This is a genomic window from Streptomyces sp. DG2A-72 (assembly GCF_030499575.1).
Classification (GTDB): domain Bacteria; phylum Actinomycetota; class Actinomycetes; order Streptomycetales; family Streptomycetaceae; genus Streptomyces.
The window spans coordinates 404448-422425 of sequence record NZ_JASTLC010000001.1 but is presented as its reverse complement, the minus strand read 5'-3'; the positions used below and the strand labels follow the sequence as shown (position 1 = coordinate 422425).

Genomic DNA, 17978 nt, shown 5'->3' with positions numbered 1-17978 from the left:
GGTGAACCGTAGCAATGATCTAGGAGAGGTCCGTTCGGGGTATGCGGGCCCAGTGATCCAGAGCTGACCGCCGCCGCTCCCGCCCCGAACTCGCCCCCCTCCGGGGACCGTTCACCACTGGTGGCGGCCGGGTGGTGTCGCCTCGTGTTCCGGGCGACGCCATACGGGGCCGTCCTGGCCCTCGGGGTGGGGGTCCGGGCGCGCTGCCGCGGGCTTCGGCGTGTCGGCGGCCTTCTTGCGCGGCACATGGTTCCAGTCGCCGTCGCCCAGCACCAGCAGCGGGTCGAACATCACCACCACGCCGGCCAGTACGAGGAAGATGAACGGCCCCACGAGCATGGGAAGCAGCAGGGAGGTGGGCGAGTCGCCGTCCCAGGAGCCGCCGGAGTTGCCGTGCAGATGGACACCCACGGCGGCCATGCCCGTGTAGTGCATCCCGGACACGGCCACGCCCATCACGAGGCTCGCGCCGAGGCTCGCCAGGAAGCCCCGGATGGTGACCGCCGCCCACAGTGCCGCGGTCGCGGCGAAGATCGCGATCAGTACCGAGAGGACGACGGTGAAGTCGTCGTAGTGGATTCTGCCGCTGAGCCGCATCGCCGCCATGCCCAGGTAGTGCATCGCGGCGACGCCGAGACCGGTGATGACGCCCGCGACGGACAGCGTGACCTTGCTGGCGCCGCGGTAGCCCACGATGAACACACCGATGCCGACCACGACAATGGCGACGGCGAGACTGAGGACGGTCAGGCCCACGTCGTAGCCGATCCGGGTCTCCTCGACCTGAAAGCCGATCATGGCGATGAAATGCATCGTCCAGATGCCGCAGCCGATCGACGCGGCGCCCAGCGCCAGCCAACCGGGCTTCCACGAATCCTCGTTGAGCAGGGACCGGACGATGCAGCGCAGCCCCAGCGCTCCTCCCAGGCAGGCCATGACATAGGCCGCCACCGGGGTCACCGCTCCGTAGCGGAAACCGTCTACCGTGCCTTCCACGTTCCGAACTCCCCCCAGAGCCACGCTTGTTGTGAAGGAATGTCTACGTGTGAAAGGCATGCAACAGCAAGCCCTTACCGATGGTTCGCGGGTTAACTCTGAAACAGTCCAGTCGATTCATGTGACGCGGGGTCGAAAACCGGCCACGGGCCCCGCTTTCCGTCTGTCCGGGCGGCGGAAATCCGCCGCCCGGACTCACGCGGTCAGGACGCGCTGTATTCGGTGGCGACGTCCACGACCCAGGTGACGCCGAACCGGTCCGTCAGCATCCCGTAGAGGGGCGCCCACTGCGCGGGCTCCAGCGGCTGCACGATGTGCGCGCCGTCGCAGAGTTTCTCCCAGTACGACGTGATCTCCTCGGCCGTCTCGCCGCGCAGCGAGACGAAGAACGCGTTCTCGCCCTGGTTCCACGGCAGGTGGGAGGGAACGTCGTACGGACTGGTAGAACCTGAGCGCCGCGCGGGCGTCGCCCCGGAAGTTCAGGTGGGTCACAGCGTTGACGGACATGACTGGCTCCTTGCCTCTCGATCGGTGGTGAGCATCGGCTCGCTCGGCCCCGCTCGGTGATCACCGTCGCAGCAGAAGCGGACAGGGTGTGGCCGCTTCTCGGGGCGCTATGGGGAGCATGCAGAAGACCGGCTCGTTCTGGGCTCGTGGTCATGGCCTGCCCTCGCCGTCACCATCGGCAGATTCGGCGCCGACGCCGAGGTCGTCGGCCCGGCCGAACTCAAGGACCCCTTCGGCCGGTTGGCCCGCCGGTACGCCAATGCCGCGGGCGCTGCGACATGTTGACCGGACCCACGGCGAGGACTCTCAACGTGCCCGGCCCGTAAGGACTTTCGTGGTGTAGGCGGCCAGCTCCGCCCGCAAGACTTCACGCGTCATGTTCCGCCGGTCGGCCAGATGGGCGACCAGGTCCGCGCGTACCGCCGCCAGCAGTGCATGCGCGGCAAAGTCGCCGCCGGTGAAGCCGGGGAGCCGGTCCAGGACGTCCCGGAAGATGCCGTGCCACCACTCGTAGTGCGCGGCCTGGTAGGGGCTGTCGGAACCCGTTCCCTCCAGGGCCAGCGAGAGGTGCCGGTGGTCGAGCTTGAAGCAGAGCAGGGCGTCCAGCAGGGCGGGGATCCGTTCCGCCGGCGGGGTGTCGGGGCCGAGGGGAGGGGGGCCGTCGGTCACGGCCTGCCGGAGCGGTTCGAGGCGGGCCGCGTACAGCGCGTGGATCAGGCCGGTGCGATCGCCGTACCCGCGGAAGAGGGTCGCCTTGCCGACCCCGGCCGCGGCAGCGATGTCGGCCATGGTCACGGCGTCCGGGCTGGCGCACTCGGCGAACAGCGCGTCGGCCGCCGCCAGTACGGCCTCGCGGTTGCGGGCGGCGTCCACCCGGGGTTTGCGCTCGGGCACGGGAGTCCTCTCTTGCAAAAACGGACCCTGGGTCCGTATCGTTGGAGAAGCGGACCCGGGGTCCGTATTCTACTGGACGGAGTCCTCATGCCCACCCCTGCGCACCCGGCGGACCTCTTCCGCCACGGCCTCGCCCTGCTGCTCGACAAGAACATCCCCGACTGGGTCGACCTGTGGGCCGACGACGGTGTCATGGAGTTCCCCTTCGCTCCCGAGGGCCGGCCGCGGCGGCTGGAAGGCAAGGCCGCCGTCGCCGACTACATGCGCGGCTACCCCGAGCACATCGACCTCCACGACTTCCCCTCGCTGAAGATCCACCAGACCACCGAGCCCACGACCGTCGTCGTCGAGATGCGCGGCACCGGGCGGCTGGTGAAGAGCGGAGCCCCCTTCGACATGACCTACATCGCCGTCGTGACCGTCGAGGACGGCCTCATCACCCACTACCGCGACTACTGGAACCCGCTCGCCCTGCCGCAGGACGGCGCGGCCGACTTCGCCCGGAGTGCCGCCTGATGACCGTCCCCGCCCACGTACTGGTCATCGGAGCCACCGGCACCACCGGCAGCCGCCTGGTCTCCCGACTCGCCGCCCGCAACCACCGAGTTGTGGCGGCGAGCCGCCGCGCCACCGCAGTCGACGGCGCCCGGGCCGTCCACTTCGACTGGTACGACCCCACGACCTTCGGCGACGCCCTCAGCGGGGTCGATCGCGTCTATCTCGTCCCGCCGCCGGGCTCGGCGGCACCCGCCGCCACCGTGCTGCCTTTCCTGGAACAGGCGCGCACCGCCGGAGTGCGCCGCGCCGTGCTGCTCAGCTCATCGGCGGTTCCCGCGGGCGGCCCGGCCACCGGAGAGATACACCAGGCCCTGCCCGGCCTCTTCGACGAGTGGGCGGTCCTGCGGCCCTCCTGGTTCATGCAGAACTTCACCGGCGGCCACCTGCACGCGCACAGCATCCGCGCGGACGGCACGCTGTGGACGGCGACCGGCGAGGGACGCGTCGCCTTCGTCGACGCCGACGACATCGCCGCGGTCGCCGCCCACGCGCTGACCGACGACCCCGCGCCCAACACCGACCTCCTGATCACCGGCCCCGAGACGCTGAGCTGCAGCGACATCGCGGCCACGCTCACGGCGGTCACCGGGCGCCCGGTCACCCACCGGCACCTCACCTACGAGCAGTTGCGTGACCGACTGGCGACGACCATGCCCGCCGAGTACGCGACGTTCCTGGCCGGCCTCGACAGAGCCATCGCCGACGGGGCCGAGGACCGCACCACCGACACCGTTCAGCGCATCACCGGGCGCGCGCCCCGCACCTTCCGTGCCCACGTCGAGCCGGCAACGCTCAGCTCAATGGATCCAGCGTGAGATACGCCTGCCGCGGATTGCCGTCGTGGACGAGTGACTCGTGGTGGCCGACATCGTCGAAGGCGAACGCGTACGCCTTCCCGTCGGCCATCTGGCCATGGATGAGTCGGGCGTAGTGGTTGGTCACCCCGTCCTGGTAGAAGTTCGCCGACGAGGTGTCCGGCTGGTTCGGGTTGACGAGCAGTGTGGAACGGTTGAAGCCTGCACACAGGGTGCGCGAAATCGGCCCGCGTACCTGGTCGTTGGGGGCGTCGAGCAGCTTGTGGCAGCCGAAGACGCTGTCCGCGTCCGGCTTCTGGAAGCTGGTGACGACGGCCCCCGAGCCGTTGGTGAAGTTCATGACCCCGCCCGAGACCCGGCCGAAGTACTTGGTGTTCGGCTGGTCGGCGAACGGCGTCACGGTGAGGGTCGACGTGGCGTACCGCTGCCAGACGCGATTGATGTAGTCGTCCATCACGGTCGCCGGAAGGGCCCCGGACCCGACCCCGTGACCGGGAGAGAGCGCCCGCAGCACGATGCCGTCGGAACGCGTCTGCACCAGACCTGCCCAGCCGCCCGACTGTCCGCGCAGTCCGTTGAACACCGCGTTGTAGCCGCCCGACTTGAGATGGCCGGTCGTGCTCGTGCTGCCGTCGGCCCGCTGGACGCCCACCGCGTACGGCGCGGAGAACATGTCCACCTGGGTGCTGTTGAGCCACAGCCCGGAGTCGTTGAGTGTGTACTCGGACCAGTTGAAGAGGATGTCGCGGTTCGGGTCGCCCGGGTTCTGCACGGCCGGCTGCACCAAGCCGCCGGTCGTCAGCTTGAACACGAGTTTCTGTCCGTACGAGAAGTAGATCCGCCCCGAGAACTTGGGGATCCGGATCGTCTTCGACTGCCCCGCGGCCGGTCCGGCGATGGACGCGTCCGGCGCGGGCGTGGGCGGGTTGCCGCCGGCGGGCCATGGATGGAACGTGCCGTTCGCGTCCGCCCAGCCCTGCTGACCCGTCGTCAGCAAGGTGCCGAGGTTGTAGACGTAGACCGGCTCGCCGCGGCCGGAGTTGTTGGTGATGTTCAAGGGGATCGTGTCGGGCACCGCCCGTGCGGGCGACGGTGCGCCGAACACGAACAGCGCGCCGAGCAGGGCGGCCGTCGCGGCCAGGGCCGGGAATCGGTGGGCTGGACGTCGTAGCACTCTCCACCTCCGTGTGTGGGGTCACTCGAGGGGACTGCCGGTCTGGTCCGTACCTGATCTGAGAGCGCTCTCAGCGTTGCGCCGCGACGCGAGCATGTCAACAACTGGTACAGAAAACGGCGGCACGCGCGCGTGCCGCCGTCTCTTGGAAAGGTGACTCGGGGCGAGGCCCTCAGAAGGTGCGCTTGAGCAGGTCGAGCAGCGCCGCCCAGTGCCGCTCGTCCCCTTCACGGTCGTACGCGGAGGTGTCGGACTGCGTGAACCCGTGGTGCGCACCGGGGTAGACCTCGCACTGGTGGCGGACGCCGGCCGCGGTCAGCGCGTCCTCGAGGCGCTGGATCTGCTCGGGAGACAGCGACGGGTCCTCGTCGGCGTGGCCGAAGTACAGCTCGGCGGTGATGTGTTCGGCCACCAGGTGCGGACTGTCCGGGCTGTCGCTCGCCAGCCGTCCGCCGTGGAAACCGGCAGCCGCCGCGACCCGCTCCGGATATGTGCCGGCGGTGCGCAGGGCCAGACCGGCGCCCATGCAGTACCCGGTGAGCGCGACCGGTCCGTCGGCCGCCGCCGGGCAGTCGGCGAGCCAGCGCAGATAGGCATCGGCGTCCCGCATCGCCGCGTCGGGCGTCAGAGACTGCATGATCGGGAGGATGTGCTCAAAGAGCGCCGGACGCGACGCGTCGTCGATGAACTCCGGCAGCTCGAAGACCGGCGCGCGCCCATGACGGTAGAACACGTTCGGCACGAGCACCGTGTAGCCGGCCTCCGCCAGCCGGTCGGCCATGGCGTTCAGCCGCGGACGCAGGCCGAGGGCGTCCATGTACAGCAGGACCGCCGGACGGGGGCTCCCGTCGCCGGGGTGGCTGAGATAGGCGTCAGCGGTGCCGTCCTCGGTGGGGATGTCGACGGTGGTTCCCTGTACGGCGGTCATGGTGGGGCTGCCTCTCTGCGTGGGGGAGTCGGCGGGCCGGTCGGTGCGAGGGTCCGGCCCGGGCCATGGTTGCACGCACGGTTAAGGCGACCTGTAGAAGATCCTCACCGCCTTCTTACTCGAACCGCGCCAGGTCCCCCGCCCCTCGCCGTACGATCTCGGCCTCACCGCCCGAGAAGTCGATGACCGTCGTCGGCTCGGTCCCGCAGTCCCCGGAGTCCACGACCGCGTCCACCATGTGGTCGAGCCGGTCCTTGATCTCCCAGCCCTGCGTCATCGGCTCGTCCTCGTCGGGCAGCAGCAGCGTGCTGGACAGCAGCGGCTCACTCAGCTCGGCGAGCAGGGCCTGGGTGGCCACGTGATCGGGGATCCGCACGCCGACCGTCTTCTTCTTCGGGTGCTGGAGCATGCGCGGCACCTCCTTCGTCGCGGGCAGGATGAAGGTGTAGCTGCCGGGCGTCGACGCCTTGATCACGCGGAACACGTCGTTGTCGACGTGCACGAACTGGCCGAGCTGCGCGAAGTCCTGGCACACGAGGGTGAAGTGGTGCCGGTCGTCCAGGTGGCGGATCGTACGGATCCGCTCGATACCGTCGCGGTTGCCCAGCCGGCAGCCGAGCGCGTAGCAGGAATCCGTCGGATAAGCGATCAGCGCACCCGAGCGGACGCTGTCGGCGACCTGAGCGATGGTGCGCGGCTGGGGGTTGTCGGGGTGCACGTCGAAGTACTTCGCCATCCGCCGAGCTTATGCGGTCACGTCGCGGTGCCCGCGCAGGCTCGGAACTCGGCGGTGTGCCGCCCTCACTGGGACGCGCAGCCACGCACTGGCGTCTCACTGCGTTCAGGGCGTGAGTATGCGGTCCTGCTCCACCGGGGGTGTGCCCTCGTGCCGGCGCAGGGCCCTGCCGAAGCGGACCAACTCGCCGTAGAGAGCGGGATTGATGCGGTCGGCGAAGACCAGGTCGAGCACGGGGCCGGCGGCACGGGCCGGCGTCTGGGCGTGGCTGTAGTCGCTGAACCAGGGGCGAGAGGTGGCGGTGTCGACCATGCCCGGGCAGACGGAGGCGATCAGGGTGTCGGTGGCGAGGTCGTGTTCGCGGCGCTCGGCGGCGACCGCGCGGACGGCGGCGACCTGCGCCACCTTCGAGGGCACGTTCAGCCAGCGCGGCCAGCCCGCTTCCGCGGCGGTCCCGCTGTGGATGGCGCTGCGCCAGGCCTCGACGGCGTACTCGACCTGGTCGAGGCTCACGTTGTCGAACAGATGGTGCAGGCGGGGGTTGAGGTGGCCGAGGGCGCCCAGGGTGCTGGCCACCACGATCAGACGGCCGCCCGGGCGCAGGATCGGGCCGAAGGAGCGCAGGATCGTGTGGGTGGCGGTGTTGGAGACGTCGATGAACTCGTCGGCCCGCTCGGCCTGTGACTCCTCCGGCAGGAGCCGGGCGATCGCGTTGGAGATCACGATGTCCACGCCGCCGTGCTGTGCCCCGAGTTCGTCGGCGAGGCGGGTGATGGCGTCGGTGTCGGTGACGTCCAGCACTCGCCCCTCGACGCGGGCCCGCCTGTCGGGCAGCTGAGTGACCTCGTGCGCGGCGTCCATGACGCGCTGATGGCTACGGCCGGTGAGCAGGACCAGGTCGTCCGGGGCCATGCGGGCCGCCAGTCCGTCGACGAGGGCGCGGCCGAGTCCTTGGTTGGCGCCCGTGACGAGGGCAATGCGTGAAGCGTTCATGCAAGCCACGCTAGGAACGCAAGGCCCCATGAGTCCAACGAGAGTTGCGCACGGCTAGCATGCGTAATCGTCATGGATTTCACGGATGTGTCGCTGACCGCGTTGCGGGTCTTCCGCACGGTGGCCGAGCAGGGAACCTTCACCGCAGCCGCGGCATGGCTGGGCTACACCCAGTCGGCGGTGTCCCGGCAGATCGCCGCGATCGAACGGGTGGCAGGCGCCGAACTGCTGGAGCGGCGGCGCGACGGAGTACGGCTGACCCCGGCCGGTCGTGTCGTGATGCGCCACGCCACGGTCGTGCTCGACGAGATCGACGCCACCGCGCGCGAACTGTCCGGTCTGCCTGAGCAGGCCGGGACGGTCCGTCTGGGGTGGTTCCCCAGCGCCGGAGCCGTTCTGGTGCCCAACGCCCTGGCCGCGCTGCGCCGAACGGATCCCGCCCTGTGTGTGGTCAGCCGGGAGGGCAGCACCCCGGCGCTGGTGCGTGCTCTGCGGGCCGGCAGCCTAGACCTGGCCCTGCTCGCGTCGGCGCCTCCGTTCCGCCCGCCGGACGCGGAGTCGCCCCCGCTGGTACTGGCGGCGCTCACCGAACGTGCGCTGTGTCTGGCGGTGCCCGCCACCCACCCGCTGGCCCGCGGCGACTTCGTCGACGTGGCCGACCTGCGAGGGCAGCGCTGGATCGCGGGCTCCTCCTCGGCAGGGGACCGGATGCTGGGCGTGTGGCCGGGCCTGGACGAGCGGCCCGAGATCGCCCATACCGCCCGCGACTGGCTGGCCAAGCTCCACCTTGTGGCGGCAGGCTGTGGGCTGACCACCGTGCCTGCCTCGCTCGCGCCCGCGGCGCCACCCGGTGTGCGCATCCTCCCTGTCCGCGGTGGGCCCCAGGAACAGCGGCGCCTGCTGCTGGCCCGCCTTCCCCACCCACCGACCGAGCCGGTCACCCGCGTGGCAACCGCCCTTCGTACCGCGGCCCTCGACACCGACACACCCGCTTGGCGGTTGCCCTCCTCGTGACGACGGAGGATCGGCGACGTACGTGCGACTCTGCACACGCCGAACCGATCGGCGGCCGTCGGCTGCCGCTCACCGGGGCTTGCGGGCGCGGAACGCGAACTGGCCGCAGAAAGTGAGCTTGCGAAGGTTCACCAGGGCCGTCCGGCGGCGGCTTTGGCGTGCCCAGGTGTCGATCTCCGCATTGAGCGGGGACTCCTCCTCCCAGTACCGCCCGTACTCCGATGGCCGGCCGTGGTAGGTCCGCATGATCAGCGCCACCCCGTCGAGCGAGGGCCGCACCTCCTCCAGCGTCAGCCCGGCCTCCTCGACCAGGACCCGGAATCCGTACGGTGTGTAGTTCCACAGGCTGTAGGAGTGGTACGGCTCCAGCTGCGAGGTGCTGCCGATGAACAGTCCGCCCGGCCGCAGTACCCGGCCGATCTCGGCGAGCAACTCGCGCGGGCGGGCGACGTGCTCGAAGACCTGGTGCGAGTAGATCAACGGAACGCCGTCCGTACGGAAGGGCAGGCGGACGCCGTCGTAATACACCACCGGGTCGTCGCCGGGCGACCGTTGGGCCGCTTCGGGCGAGTCGCGGATGTCGACCCCCACCCACCGCACCTTCGGATCGTGACGGCGGAACAGCCGGGCCGAGCTGCCGCGCCCGCACCCGAGATCGATGACCCGGTCGGGGGCGCCGGCAGAGCGCATGGCCTCGTCGAGGTAGTGGCGCGAGGTCACCTGGCGGGCATGGTCGCCGGGAATGCAGTCCCGCATCAGCTGCCACAGGGTGGCCATGCGCGTCACCCGCTCACCAGCAGGTCGGTCCAGGACCGCGCCACCTGCTCCAGCGAGAACGCCTGCCGTACCTGGGTGCGGGCCAGTTCCCCGGCGGACCGCCAGGGCTCCGGTTCCCCGAGTTCGGCGATCGCCTCCGCCATCGCCTCCGGGCTGTCGTGGATCCAGCGCCGGTCGTAGATCTCGTCCGCCCCCGGCCACGGCAGCAGCGCGGGTACGGCGCCGGAGGCCATGCCCTCGGCAGGGGAGAGGTGGAAGCTCTCGTCGTCGCTGGTGGACAGCACATGCCCGACGCGCCGGAGCCAGTTCGCCACGTCCGGCCCGAACGTGTCGAAGACGACGGCCCCTTCGAGCAGCGGCGCGGTCTGGATCCGGCGCAGTACGGCGTCGTAGTGCTCGCGTTCCTCGGGCTTGTTCCAGATCCACCAGTACTCCCACGGCGGCTTGGACTTGACCGACAGATGCCAGCGCCGGTCATGGGACCGCAGCTTCTCCAGGACGTCGATGCCGAGATCGAGGCGTTTGCGGCTGGGCGCGATGCCGATCATGCCGAGCCGGAAGTGCGCGCCGGGCGTCTTGGGCCGGTCGAGCTGGTCGGTGTCGACCCAGTTCGGAATGACGGTGATCTTGGACTCGGGCCAGCCGGTGACCTCCCGGGTGCGGCGGGCGTAGTACGGGCTGACGCATACCACCCGGTCGACCGCGTCGATGTCGACCTGCCGCGGCCAGTCGGCGTCCAGCTCGAACCGGTGCAGCCGGACGATGAGCCGGCTGCCGCGCCGTTTGTGGCGGCTGAACCAGACGGCGGCCGGACCGCACCATTCGACGACCATCACGTCGGCCCAGTCGGCGAGTTCCCGGCTGGCCGCCGGGTCGTGGCGGGCCAGTGCGGGCCAGCTGTCCAGCCGTACCTCCAGGCCGGGCAGGGCGCGGAAGTGGTCGAGGAGCCGGGTGAGGAATTTCAGGTCGTGGCCCGCGACCCCGACCCGCAGCGGTCCCGACCGGCGGGCGACGGCGGCCGGCGTGGACGGGAAGGCCCGGTCGAGGTGGGCACGCCAGCGCTCCGCCGCGCCCTGCAGCGTGTACCGGCGGGCGGCCTGACGGCAGCGGTCGGCCGCCAGCAACCGGGACTCGGGCTCGCGCACGGCACGGGCGACGGCTTCGACCGCGTCCGGGAGTTCGGCGCGTCCGGGTACGAAGAGCGGGTAGTCGTCGCCGAGCAGTGCCTCGTGGGCGGGCGTGCGGTTGAGGACGACGGGCAGCGCCAGTGCGCCGAACTCCAGGACCTTGGTGGACAGTTCGAGGCTGGCGTCGAGGACGGGGTCGCGCCAGCCCAGGCCCAGGTCGCAGTCGGCGGCGATGCGCATGGCCTCCTCACGCGGCTGCCCGCCATGGTGCGTGACGCCCGGGGCGGCGCCGTCCAGGGTTCGTGCCATGGCCGCCCGGAAGTCCGGATGGGCGGGGTCGTGGTGGATCTTGTCGCCGACGGTGTGCAGTTCGACTCGGATGTCCCGCTCCGCGAGCAGCGCCGGCAGCCGGGTCATGGGAAGGGTGTTCCAGCGGGGCGCGAACTTGCCCGTGTAGACGAGGCGGAAGGGGTCGTGCGGGCGGTCGTGTTCCGGCACGGTGAAGCCGGGGTCGGGCACGGCCGGCGGGCTGAGCAGAGAGCGACCGCAGGCCTCGGGCACCCAGGTCTCCAGGAAGCAGCGCAACTCCTCGGTCTGGCACAGGAGTCGCGCGGACGCTTCGGCGATACGGGTGAGGTCTTCCCGGGCCTGCTCCGTCATCTCGGCGGGCGACTGCGGGATGTCGGTGAGGTAGGCCCAGATCCGCCCGTCGAAGTGCCCGTTGGCGACCACGCGCGTGACCAGCCGACGGCCGCGCAGTACCAGCAGATCGCAGGGGTCGTCCTGGTCGAGCAGGGCGAGCACCTGCGAAGCCTGCACCGGCGACAGGGGGCGGTCGTTCACGGAGGGCAGCAGCCGGTCCTCGTGCGGGCGGAGAACCGCGACCCCGGGCAGCCCGGCGATCGGGTCGATCAACCGGCCCGTGCGCACAGGGGCCTTGAGGACCAGTCGGGTCGCGCAGCCCGCTGCCGACAGCGCCTCCACCGTCGACTGGGCCCACACCGCGGAGCCGTCGATGAGGTTGAGGTCCACATCGCCGTAGACGAGGGCACGTGGCGTGCGGCTCATGACGACTCCTTCCCGTGCACGGCGAACAGGCGGTACCCCAGGCCCAGCCAGTCCTCGGGCGGTGTACCGGCGAGATGCAGCGACCGGCGGACGAGGAGCGGGGTGAGGGCCGGTACGAAGATGTAGTCGTCGTCGGCGCCGGTGTGCCCGACCGCGTCGGCGCCGGAGTATTCCTGGGCGCACATCAGGTCCAGCAGCAGCGTGTCCGGACGGTCCACGGACAGCTCGGTCCAGTCCGCGACCCAGGGCGCCGTGGGCCGTCCTTCCCGGACGGTCACACCGGCGCCGGTCAGCTCGTCGAGGACGCCGCCCGCCGGACGGGGAACGACGACCTCGGCGGGCCGATGGAGCTGCCCCAGCACCTGGCCGACCAGCCGTGCCACCTCGTCCCGGTCGCGGGGCGCGGCCAGCACGGCGACGCGCCGCGCGGCCAGCGGGTCCGGGCCGCCGACCCGCCGCGCCAGCTCCGCCAGCCGCACCCGGGTGCTGTCCCGCAGGAAGGCCTCCCGGAGCCCGTCCCGCCCGCACATCTGCGGGTCGAGGCGGGAGAGCCGTACGCCGGTGTCCGCATCCAGCACGGCGTCCCAGGCGAGCTGCGTCAGGCCGGGGGCACCGGCCGTGGGAGCGTCCCGCCACAGGACGGCCGCCCGGCCCAACGCCCGTGCCTCAGTGAGGAGTTCGGCCAGCTGCCGGTCCAGGTCCGGGGCCAGGCCGGTGCCCGCCGGCGACCAGGGGCCGTCGCCCGTGCAGGCGCTCAGCTGCACGACGACGGCGTCCGGATCGGTGCGCTGCACGAGCAGACGCCCGTCGTGCGGCAGCAGACGGTTCACCACGGCGTCCGCCGCGAAGTCCTCGGCTGTGCGGTCCGTGAGCACGCCGGCGACGACCAGGCGGTCACGTGGAGCCGAGGACAGGGCACGGTGGGCGAGGTGGAACCGGCCGTCGAGCACCTGAGGCGATGCGGTCCCCGGCGCACTCCGCCCGGCCGGACGCGGCCGGGACTTCGCCCGCCCCCGCCACATCCCGTACAGCTCCCGGGGCAGCCGCGCCGTCCCCCGCCCCGGCGAACGGGCCGCCGCCACCAACGCCCGCCCGACCCTGAGCGAGGTCGAGCCCTCCAGCATGGCCACCCGTGCCTGCAGCGCATCGACCCGCTCGCGGGCCCCGCGCAGCGCGGACGTCAGCTGCTCCCGCTCCCGCACGGCGACGGCCAGCCGGTCGGCGAGCCCGTCCTGCCGGGTTCCGGCACCGCCGTGTTCCGCTTCCCCGGCCTCCTTCTCCAGGTCCAGGACGCGGGCCCGCAGGGACCGGGAGACCAGGTCGGCGAGGACGTACTCGCTCGCCGTCCGCAGCGCCGTGGGCAGGCCCTCGGACGGGACCGGTCGCCCGAACCAGTCGTGCGGCGGCAGGAGTTCGTCCGTGCGGGCGAACACGGCGCCCGCATTCAGGTGGACATAGTCGAGCGGGACGGCGCGCAGCACCTGACAGCGCCGGGTGACCAGGGCGTCCAGGAGGCGGTGGTAGGGGAGTTGGCGCCCCGGGTGCCCGAACACGATGAGGCCGCGCCCACCGGGCCGCATCCGCTCCAGTACGGCGAGACAGTCGGCCTCGGTGCCGTGCAGAGCGGGGTCCGGGCCGTACGAGAGCAGCACCAACTCGCCTGCTTCCACGGGGCTTTCGTCAGCCGCGCGCAGCGCGACGCCGTCCGGGAGGTGCAGATAGGGCGTCAGGTTCAGTCCACCGTCGGTGGTCGCGTCGATGACGGTCGTGACGCCGTCCAGGTGTGGGTGGAGCAGATCGGTCAGGCGCATCATCGGGTCCTTGTGAAGACGTGGAAGCCGACCTCGTTCTCGCGGAAGTCGTACGGCTCGAACAGCGTGTGCCGCAGGCCGAGGGGTTCGAGCTCCGCGCGGTACGCGGCCGTCGGGCGGTGCACGATGTAGTCACCGCGCGGTCTGCGCTCCCCGATGTCCTCGTCGGTGACGATCAGCCGGCCGGTGAGGCGGACCAGGGAGGCGAGGTTGCGCAGTCCGGCGGACCACTCCGTGTCGTCGAGGACGTGGAAGAGCACGTCGACGCAGAGCACGGCATCGTACGGCCAGGGACTGCGCCAGTCGGCGAGCGAAGCCACCGCGTATCGCGGGCCGCCGCCGTCGGCGCGGGCGTGGGTCACGGCTTCCCCGCTCACGTCGAAGGCGTCGACGCGGTGGCCGCAGCGGGCCAGTGCGCGGGCGAAGTGCCCTTTGCCGCACCCCGCGTCGAGAACGAACAGCGGTGCCTGCGGGCTGGACAGGTCGCCGATCAACGTGAGGAGGGTGCCGAGCCGCTGTGCGTAGAAGATCTCGTTGCCGGCGTGATCGAGGCCGATGTGACCGCCGGAGGTGAGGTCGTCGTGCTCGCGGTGGCGGGAGTCCCAGTACACGCGGCTGCGTTCCGCCGTCCGGGTGGCTGCGCGGTCAGTCATGGTGATCCAGCCACCTGGTGACGATGCGGGCGATCCGGGCGCCTGCCTTGCCGTCCCACAGCGGTGGGCCCTCTCCGCGCGCCGTCTGCTCGCCGTCCAGCGCCTTGCGCAGCGCGGGAATCAACTCGGCGTGCTGGACGAGGCGGTTGGTGCCGTCGGTGACGGTGACCGGGCGCTCGGTGGTGGTGCGCAGGGTCAGGCAGGGCACGCCCAGGATGGTGGTCTCCTCCTGAACACCGCCGGAGTCGGTGATCACCGCGGCGGCTCCCCGGACCAGGCTCATGAACTCGACGTATCCCAGCGGTTCGAGCACGTTCACGCCAGGAGCGCCGCAGAGGCCCGCTGCCTCCAGTGCCCGCCGGCCACGCGGATGCAGTGGCACGGCGAGGTCGAGGTGGCGGGCCGCCTCGGTCAGGACGAGGGCGGCGGCCCGGGCCGCTTCCGGGTCGTCGACGTTCGAGGGGCGGTGCAGCGTGACCACGCCGTAGCGCTCGGGGAGGTCGTGAGCGGTGCGCGCGGCGGCCGGGTCGAACAGGTCCAGATGGGTGAGCAGGGTGTCGATCATCGGATTGCCGACGAGGTGGACACGGCCCACGTCCATTCCCTCGCGGGTGAGATGGCCGATGGCCTCCGGGCTGGTGACGAACAGCAGCTCGGCCAGCTGGTCCACCAGGCGGCGGTTGACCTCCTCCGGCATCGTCATGTCGAAGCTGCGCAGGCCCGCCTCCACATGGGCGACCGGTATGCCCAGTTTGGCGGCGGCGAGGGCACCGGCCAGGGTGGAGTTCACGTCGCCGTAGACCAGGACGAGGGCGGGTGCGCGGGCGATCAGTTCGGTCTCCAGCGCCATCAGGAGCTCGGCGGTCTGCCGGGCGTGGCTGCCGGAGCCGACGCCCAGGTCGGTGTCCGGTGCGGGCAGGCCGAGCTGCCGGAAGAAGACGTCCGACAGGCGTTCGTCGTAGTGCTGCCCGGTGTGGACGAGCACCTGCTCGCATCCGGCCGAGCGCAGGGCGGCGACCACCGGCGCCGCCTTGACGAAATTGGGCCGGGCGCCGACGACATGGAGTACGCGGCCGGTCATGGTGTCGGTTCTCCGCTCTGTCGACCTAATGTTCCGGTATGTCACGTCATGTCCCCCGTGCTCTCAGTCTGGCTGCCTCCGTGGCATGGGGCGAGTTGCGCCAGGACCCCGTCCGGGCGGCACTGCTCGGTCTGCGGCTGCTGCCGACCCCCGTCGGGGGCCGCTTGGGGGGCGTCGAACGGCGGCTCGCCGCCCGCGCCCGCACGGCCGGGCCCACCGCCACTCCGTCCGGTGCGGCGCGGGTGCCCGCCCCCACCGGGCGGACCGTCAGTCCGGTGCCGGGCCGGGTACTGCATCTGGTCACCAACGGGCTGCCGTTCAAGCACGCCGGCTACACCGTGCGCACCCAGAAACTCGCCGAGGCCCAGCGGGCGGACGGACTCGATCCGCACGTGGTCACGCGCGTCGGTTTCCCGGTGGCGCAGGGCGTGCTGGACGCGCGCCCGCTGCAGATCGTGGGCGGCGTACCGCAGCACCGACTGCTCCCGTCGCGGCTGCCGTACGGCCAGGATGCCGTGCTGGCCCGCAACGCCGAGCTGGCCGGGCGGCTGGTGGAGCGGTTGCGGCCCGCCGTCCTGCATGCGGCCACCGACCACGGCAACGGACGGGTCGCCCTCGCGCTGCGCGAGGCCTATGGGCTGCCCGTGGTCTACGAGGTGCGGGGCTTTCTGGAGGAGACCTGGCTGACGCAGGCACCGGGGCGCAGCCCGGACGACCCGACCTACCGCACGCGGCGCGCGCTCGAGACGTACTGCATGCGCGAGGCCGATCTGGTCCTGACGCTGGGTGCGGCGATGCGCGCCGAGATCGTGGCCCGTGGAGTGCCCGAGGAGCGGGTCCTGATCGCGCCGAACGCGGTGGACGACGACTTCCTGGCCCCGCTGCCGGACGGGGCGCCGCTGCGGGCCCGCCTCGGCATCCCGCCGGACGACCTCGTCGTCGGCACCGTCAGCAGTCTTACTCCATACGAGGGAATCGGCACATTGCTCCATGCGGGTGCCGAGCTGCGCCGCCGCGGCGTCCCCGTGCGGCTGCTGATCGTGGGCGACGGTCCGGAGCGGGCGGCGCTGCGGGCACTGGCCGTCCGGCTCGGTCTCGGAGACGGAGGGGCCCTGTTCACCGGACGGGTGCCGCACGACCAAGTGCGGTCGTATCACGCGGTGTTGGACGTGTTCGCGGTGCCGCGCACCGACGAGCGCGTCTGCCGTCTGGTGACGCCACTCAAGCCGGTCGAGGCGATGGCGAGCGGTCTGCCGGTGGTGGCCAGCGATCTCGCCGCGATGAGGGAGCTGGTGGAGCCCGGCGCAAGCGGTGAGCTCATTCCTTCTGAATCCCCACAAGCTTGGGCGGAAGTTATCGAAGGGCTGTTTTATTCTCAAACACGGCGAAGTGACATGGGAATGAACGCCCGCTCGATCGTCGCGCGGGCCCGTACCTGGAGCCGGGTCGCCGCCATGACCCGCGATGCCTATCGCGCGCTTGGATGCCGACTCCCGCCCTGAAAGCCGGGTGAACCCGTATGCAGGTCGACGAGACCGAACCGCTCGCAGCTGTGAGCCAACCGCTCGGGGACGAAGAGACCGACGACGTCGAACTCGCGGTACTCGGGCTCGGCTACGTCGGGCTGCCCCTCGCTCGGGAAGCCGCCTCGGTCGGCCTGAGAGTCGTGGGGCTCGACCGGAACGCAGACGTCGTCACCGCGCTCAACGCCGGGCGCTCGCACGTCGACGACGTGTCCGACGAGGACGTCCGCCGCATGCGGGCGGCAGGATTCACGGCGTACACGGACGACCGCTGTCTCGCCCGCGCACAGAACGTGGTCATCTGCGTGCCGACCCCGCTGGGCCAGGACGGGGGCCCCGATCTGAGCGCGGTGACCGACGCCACCCGGACGATCGCCGGCCGGCTGCGGCGCGGGCAGCTCGTCGTCCTGGAGTCGACCACCTACCCCGGCACCACCGAGGAGATCGTCCGCCCGCTGCTGGAGGAGTCCGGGCTGCGCGTCGGTGAGGACTTCGCCCTGGCCTTCTCACCGGAGCGCATCGATCCCGGCAACTCCGCGCACCAACTGCGCGACACCCCGAAGGTCGTCGGCGGCTGCACCCCGTCCTGCGCGGCACGCGCCGTCGCCTTCTACGGCAAGCTCGTCGACACCGTCGTCCAGGCGAAGGGCACCCGCGAGGCCGAACTGGCCAAGCTCATCGAGAACACCTACCGGCACGTCAACATCGCCCTGGTCAACGAACTGACCATCATCAGCCACGAGTTGCACGTCGACGTCTGGGACGCCATCCGCTGCGCCGCCACCAAGCCGTTCGGCTTCCAGGCATTCAGACCCGGCGCCGGCGTGGGCGGCCACTGCATTCCCATCGACCCCAACTACCTGTCGTACAAGGTGCGTTCCTCGCTCGGCTACGAGTTCCGCTTCGTCGAGCTCGCCCAGGAGATCAACCGCCGGATGCCGGAGTACGTCGTGCGCCGCGCCCAGGACCTCCTCAACAGCGTCGGCAAACCGCTGCACGGCTCTCGGGTGCTGCTCATGGGTGTCACCTACAAACCTGACGTGGCCGACCAACGCGAGTCGCCCGCGGTGCCGGTGGCCCGGCTGCTGCGGGAACGGGAGGCTCAGATCTCCTTCCACGACCCCCACGTGCCCGAGTGGTCCGTCGACGGCGTGGCCGTCCCACGTGTCGGCGACGCCATCGCGGCCGCGCGGGACCACGACCTGACGATCCTGCTGCAGGACCACTCGGCCTACGACCTGCCGGCCCTCGCCGACGAGGCCCGACTGCTGTTCGACACCCGGGGGCGGATCTTCCGGCCGGGGATCGAGGAGCTCTAGGCAG

Annotated in this window: 16 protein-coding genes and 2 pseudogenes; 6 read left to right on the top strand and 12 right to left on the bottom strand. The window is 71.2% G+C overall.

The window, feature by feature from the left end; translation table 11 throughout:
- Positions 1-111 precede the first annotated feature (111 nt).
- Both QQY66_RS02250 and QQY66_RS02245 read right to left on the bottom strand, forming a co-directional pair.
- Positions 112-996: an MHYT domain-containing protein gene (locus QQY66_RS02250; RefSeq protein ID WP_301977312.1), complete on the bottom strand. Its 885-nt coding sequence runs from the start codon at positions 994-996 to the stop codon at positions 112-114.
- A gap of 203 nt (positions 997-1199) precedes the next feature.
- Positions 1200-1503, bottom strand: a pseudogene (locus QQY66_RS02245) (VOC family protein).
- 129 nt (positions 1504-1632) lie between these two features.
- Between QQY66_RS02245 and QQY66_RS02240 the strand changes: the two are divergent.
- Positions 1633-1788, top strand: a pseudogene (locus QQY66_RS02240) (transcriptional regulator); the annotation flags it as partial.
- Positions 1789-1809: 21 nt separating this feature from the next.
- Here QQY66_RS02240 and QQY66_RS02235 read toward each other — a convergent pair.
- Positions 1810-2397: a TetR/AcrR family transcriptional regulator gene (locus QQY66_RS02235; protein ID WP_301977311.1), complete on the bottom strand. Its 588-nt coding sequence runs from the start codon at positions 2395-2397 to the stop codon at positions 1810-1812.
- A gap of 87 nt (positions 2398-2484) precedes the next feature.
- Here QQY66_RS02235 and QQY66_RS02230 point away from each other — a divergent pair, with 87 nt between their 5' ends.
- Together QQY66_RS02230 and QQY66_RS02225 are read left to right on the top strand one after the other, a co-directional pair.
- Complete coding sequence (locus QQY66_RS02230) at positions 2485-2913, top strand: nuclear transport factor 2 family protein (RefSeq protein WP_301977310.1); 429 nt, start codon at positions 2485-2487, stop codon at positions 2911-2913.
- Positions 2913-3770, top strand: a complete 858-nt coding sequence (locus tag QQY66_RS02225) for an NAD(P)H-binding protein (protein WP_301977309.1) — start codon at positions 2913-2915, stop codon at positions 3768-3770. Before QQY66_RS02230 ends, QQY66_RS02225 begins: the two co-directional genes overlap by 1 nt.
- On the opposite strand, the gene QQY66_RS02220 is transcribed toward QQY66_RS02225, so the two are convergent.
- The 4 genes from QQY66_RS02220 to QQY66_RS02205 form a co-directional block, all read right to left on the bottom strand.
- Positions 3748-4893: a glycoside hydrolase family 64 protein gene (locus QQY66_RS02220; protein ID WP_301987118.1), complete on the bottom strand. Its 1146-nt coding sequence runs from the start codon at positions 4891-4893 to the stop codon at positions 3748-3750. The genes QQY66_RS02225 and QQY66_RS02220 overlap by 23 nt on opposite strands.
- A gap of 223 nt (positions 4894-5116) precedes the next feature.
- Positions 5117-5872, bottom strand: a complete 756-nt coding sequence (locus tag QQY66_RS02215) for a dienelactone hydrolase family protein (RefSeq protein ID WP_301977308.1) — start codon at positions 5870-5872, stop codon at positions 5117-5119.
- 115 nt (positions 5873-5987) lie between these two features.
- Positions 5988-6608, bottom strand: coding sequence for an L-threonylcarbamoyladenylate synthase (locus tag QQY66_RS02210; protein WP_301977307.1), 621 nt, complete (start codon positions 6606-6608; stop codon positions 5988-5990).
- A 105-nt stretch (positions 6609-6713) separates the two neighbouring features.
- Complete coding sequence (locus QQY66_RS02205; protein ID WP_301977306.1) at positions 6714-7601, bottom strand: SDR family NAD(P)-dependent oxidoreductase; 888 nt, start codon at positions 7599-7601, stop codon at positions 6714-6716.
- A gap of 72 nt (positions 7602-7673) precedes the next feature.
- Here QQY66_RS02205 and QQY66_RS02200 point away from each other — a divergent pair, with 72 nt between their 5' ends.
- Positions 7674-8615, top strand: coding sequence for a LysR family transcriptional regulator (locus QQY66_RS02200; RefSeq protein ID WP_301977305.1), 942 nt, complete (start codon positions 7674-7676; stop codon positions 8613-8615).
- A gap of 69 nt (positions 8616-8684) precedes the next feature.
- Here the strand turns inward: QQY66_RS02200 and QQY66_RS02195 are convergent, their stop codons facing one another.
- The 5 genes from QQY66_RS02195 to wecB are packed head-to-tail and all read right to left on the bottom strand — an operon-like array spanning position 8685 to position 15132.
- On the bottom strand, positions 8685-9392 hold the full coding sequence (locus tag QQY66_RS02195) for a methyltransferase domain-containing protein (RefSeq protein WP_301977304.1): 708 nt from the start codon (positions 9390-9392) through the stop codon (positions 8685-8687).
- A gap of 5 nt (positions 9393-9397) precedes the next feature.
- The gene (locus QQY66_RS02190) at positions 9398-11587 is read right to left on the bottom strand and encodes a glycosyltransferase (RefSeq protein ID WP_301977303.1); all 2190 of its coding nucleotides are present in this window, start codon (positions 11585-11587) and stop codon (positions 9398-9400) included.
- The gene (locus tag QQY66_RS02185) at positions 11584-13401 is read right to left on the bottom strand and encodes a hypothetical protein (RefSeq protein WP_301977302.1); all 1818 of its coding nucleotides are present in this window, start codon (positions 13399-13401) and stop codon (positions 11584-11586) included. Before QQY66_RS02185 ends, QQY66_RS02190 begins: the two co-directional genes overlap by 4 nt.
- A complete protein-coding gene (locus QQY66_RS02180; protein WP_301977301.1) occupies positions 13398-14051 on the bottom strand; it encodes a bifunctional 2-polyprenyl-6-hydroxyphenol methylase/3-demethylubiquinol 3-O-methyltransferase UbiG in 654 nt (217 codons plus the stop codon). Before QQY66_RS02180 ends, QQY66_RS02185 begins: the two co-directional genes overlap by 4 nt.
- On the bottom strand, positions 14044-15132 hold the full coding sequence (wecB, locus tag QQY66_RS02175) for a non-hydrolyzing UDP-N-acetylglucosamine 2-epimerase (protein WP_301977300.1): 1089 nt from the start codon (positions 15130-15132) through the stop codon (positions 14044-14046). The genes QQY66_RS02180 and wecB overlap by 8 nt, the downstream gene beginning before the upstream one ends.
- A gap of 38 nt (positions 15133-15170) precedes the next feature.
- Between wecB and QQY66_RS02170 the strand changes: the two genes are divergently transcribed.
- Positions 15171-16634: a glycosyltransferase family 4 protein gene (locus tag QQY66_RS02170; RefSeq protein WP_301977299.1), complete on the top strand. Its 1464-nt coding sequence runs from the start codon at positions 15171-15173 to the stop codon at positions 16632-16634.
- 17 nt (positions 16635-16651) lie between these two features.
- Complete coding sequence (locus QQY66_RS02165; RefSeq protein ID WP_301977298.1) at positions 16652-17974, top strand: nucleotide sugar dehydrogenase; 1323 nt, start codon at positions 16652-16654, stop codon at positions 17972-17974.
- Positions 17975-17978 lie beyond the last annotated feature (4 nt).

Coding starts and splice junctions, on each gene's coding strand:
- QQY66_RS02230 (WP_301977310.1), top strand. CDS start 2,485: ATGCCCACCCCTGCGCACCCGGCGGACCTCTTCCGCCACGGCCTCGCC.
- QQY66_RS02225 (WP_301977309.1), top strand. CDS start 2,913: ATGACCGTCCCCGCCCACGTACTGGTCATCGGAGCCACCGGCACCACC.
- QQY66_RS02215 (WP_301977308.1), bottom strand. CDS start 5,872: ATGACCGCCGTACAGGGAACCACCGTCGACATCCCCACCGAGGACGGC.
- QQY66_RS02210 (WP_301977307.1), bottom strand. CDS start 6,608: ATGGCGAAGTACTTCGACGTGCACCCCGACAACCCCCAGCCGCGCACC.
- QQY66_RS02205 (WP_301977306.1), bottom strand. CDS start 7,601: ATGAACGCTTCACGCATTGCCCTCGTCACGGGCGCCAACCAAGGACTC.
- QQY66_RS02200 (WP_301977305.1), top strand. CDS start 7,674: ATGGATTTCACGGATGTGTCGCTGACCGCGTTGCGGGTCTTCCGCACG.
- QQY66_RS02195 (WP_301977304.1), bottom strand. CDS start 9,392: ATGGCCACCCTGTGGCAGCTGATGCGGGACTGCATTCCCGGCGACCAT.
- QQY66_RS02190 (WP_301977303.1), bottom strand. CDS start 11,587: ATGAGCCGCACGCCACGTGCCCTCGTCTACGGCGATGTGGACCTCAAC.
- QQY66_RS02185 (WP_301977302.1), bottom strand. CDS start 13,401: ATGATGCGCCTGACCGATCTGCTCCACCCACACCTGGACGGCGTCACG.
- QQY66_RS02180 (WP_301977301.1), bottom strand. CDS start 14,051: ATGACTGACCGCGCAGCCACCCGGACGGCGGAACGCAGCCGCGTGTAC.
- wecB (WP_301977300.1), bottom strand. CDS start 15,132: ATGACCGGCCGCGTACTCCATGTCGTCGGCGCCCGGCCCAATTTCGTC.
- QQY66_RS02170 (WP_301977299.1), top strand. CDS start 15,171: ATGTCACGTCATGTCCCCCGTGCTCTCAGTCTGGCTGCCTCCGTGGCA.
- QQY66_RS02165 (WP_301977298.1), top strand. CDS start 16,652: ATGCAGGTCGACGAGACCGAACCGCTCGCAGCTGTGAGCCAACCGCTC.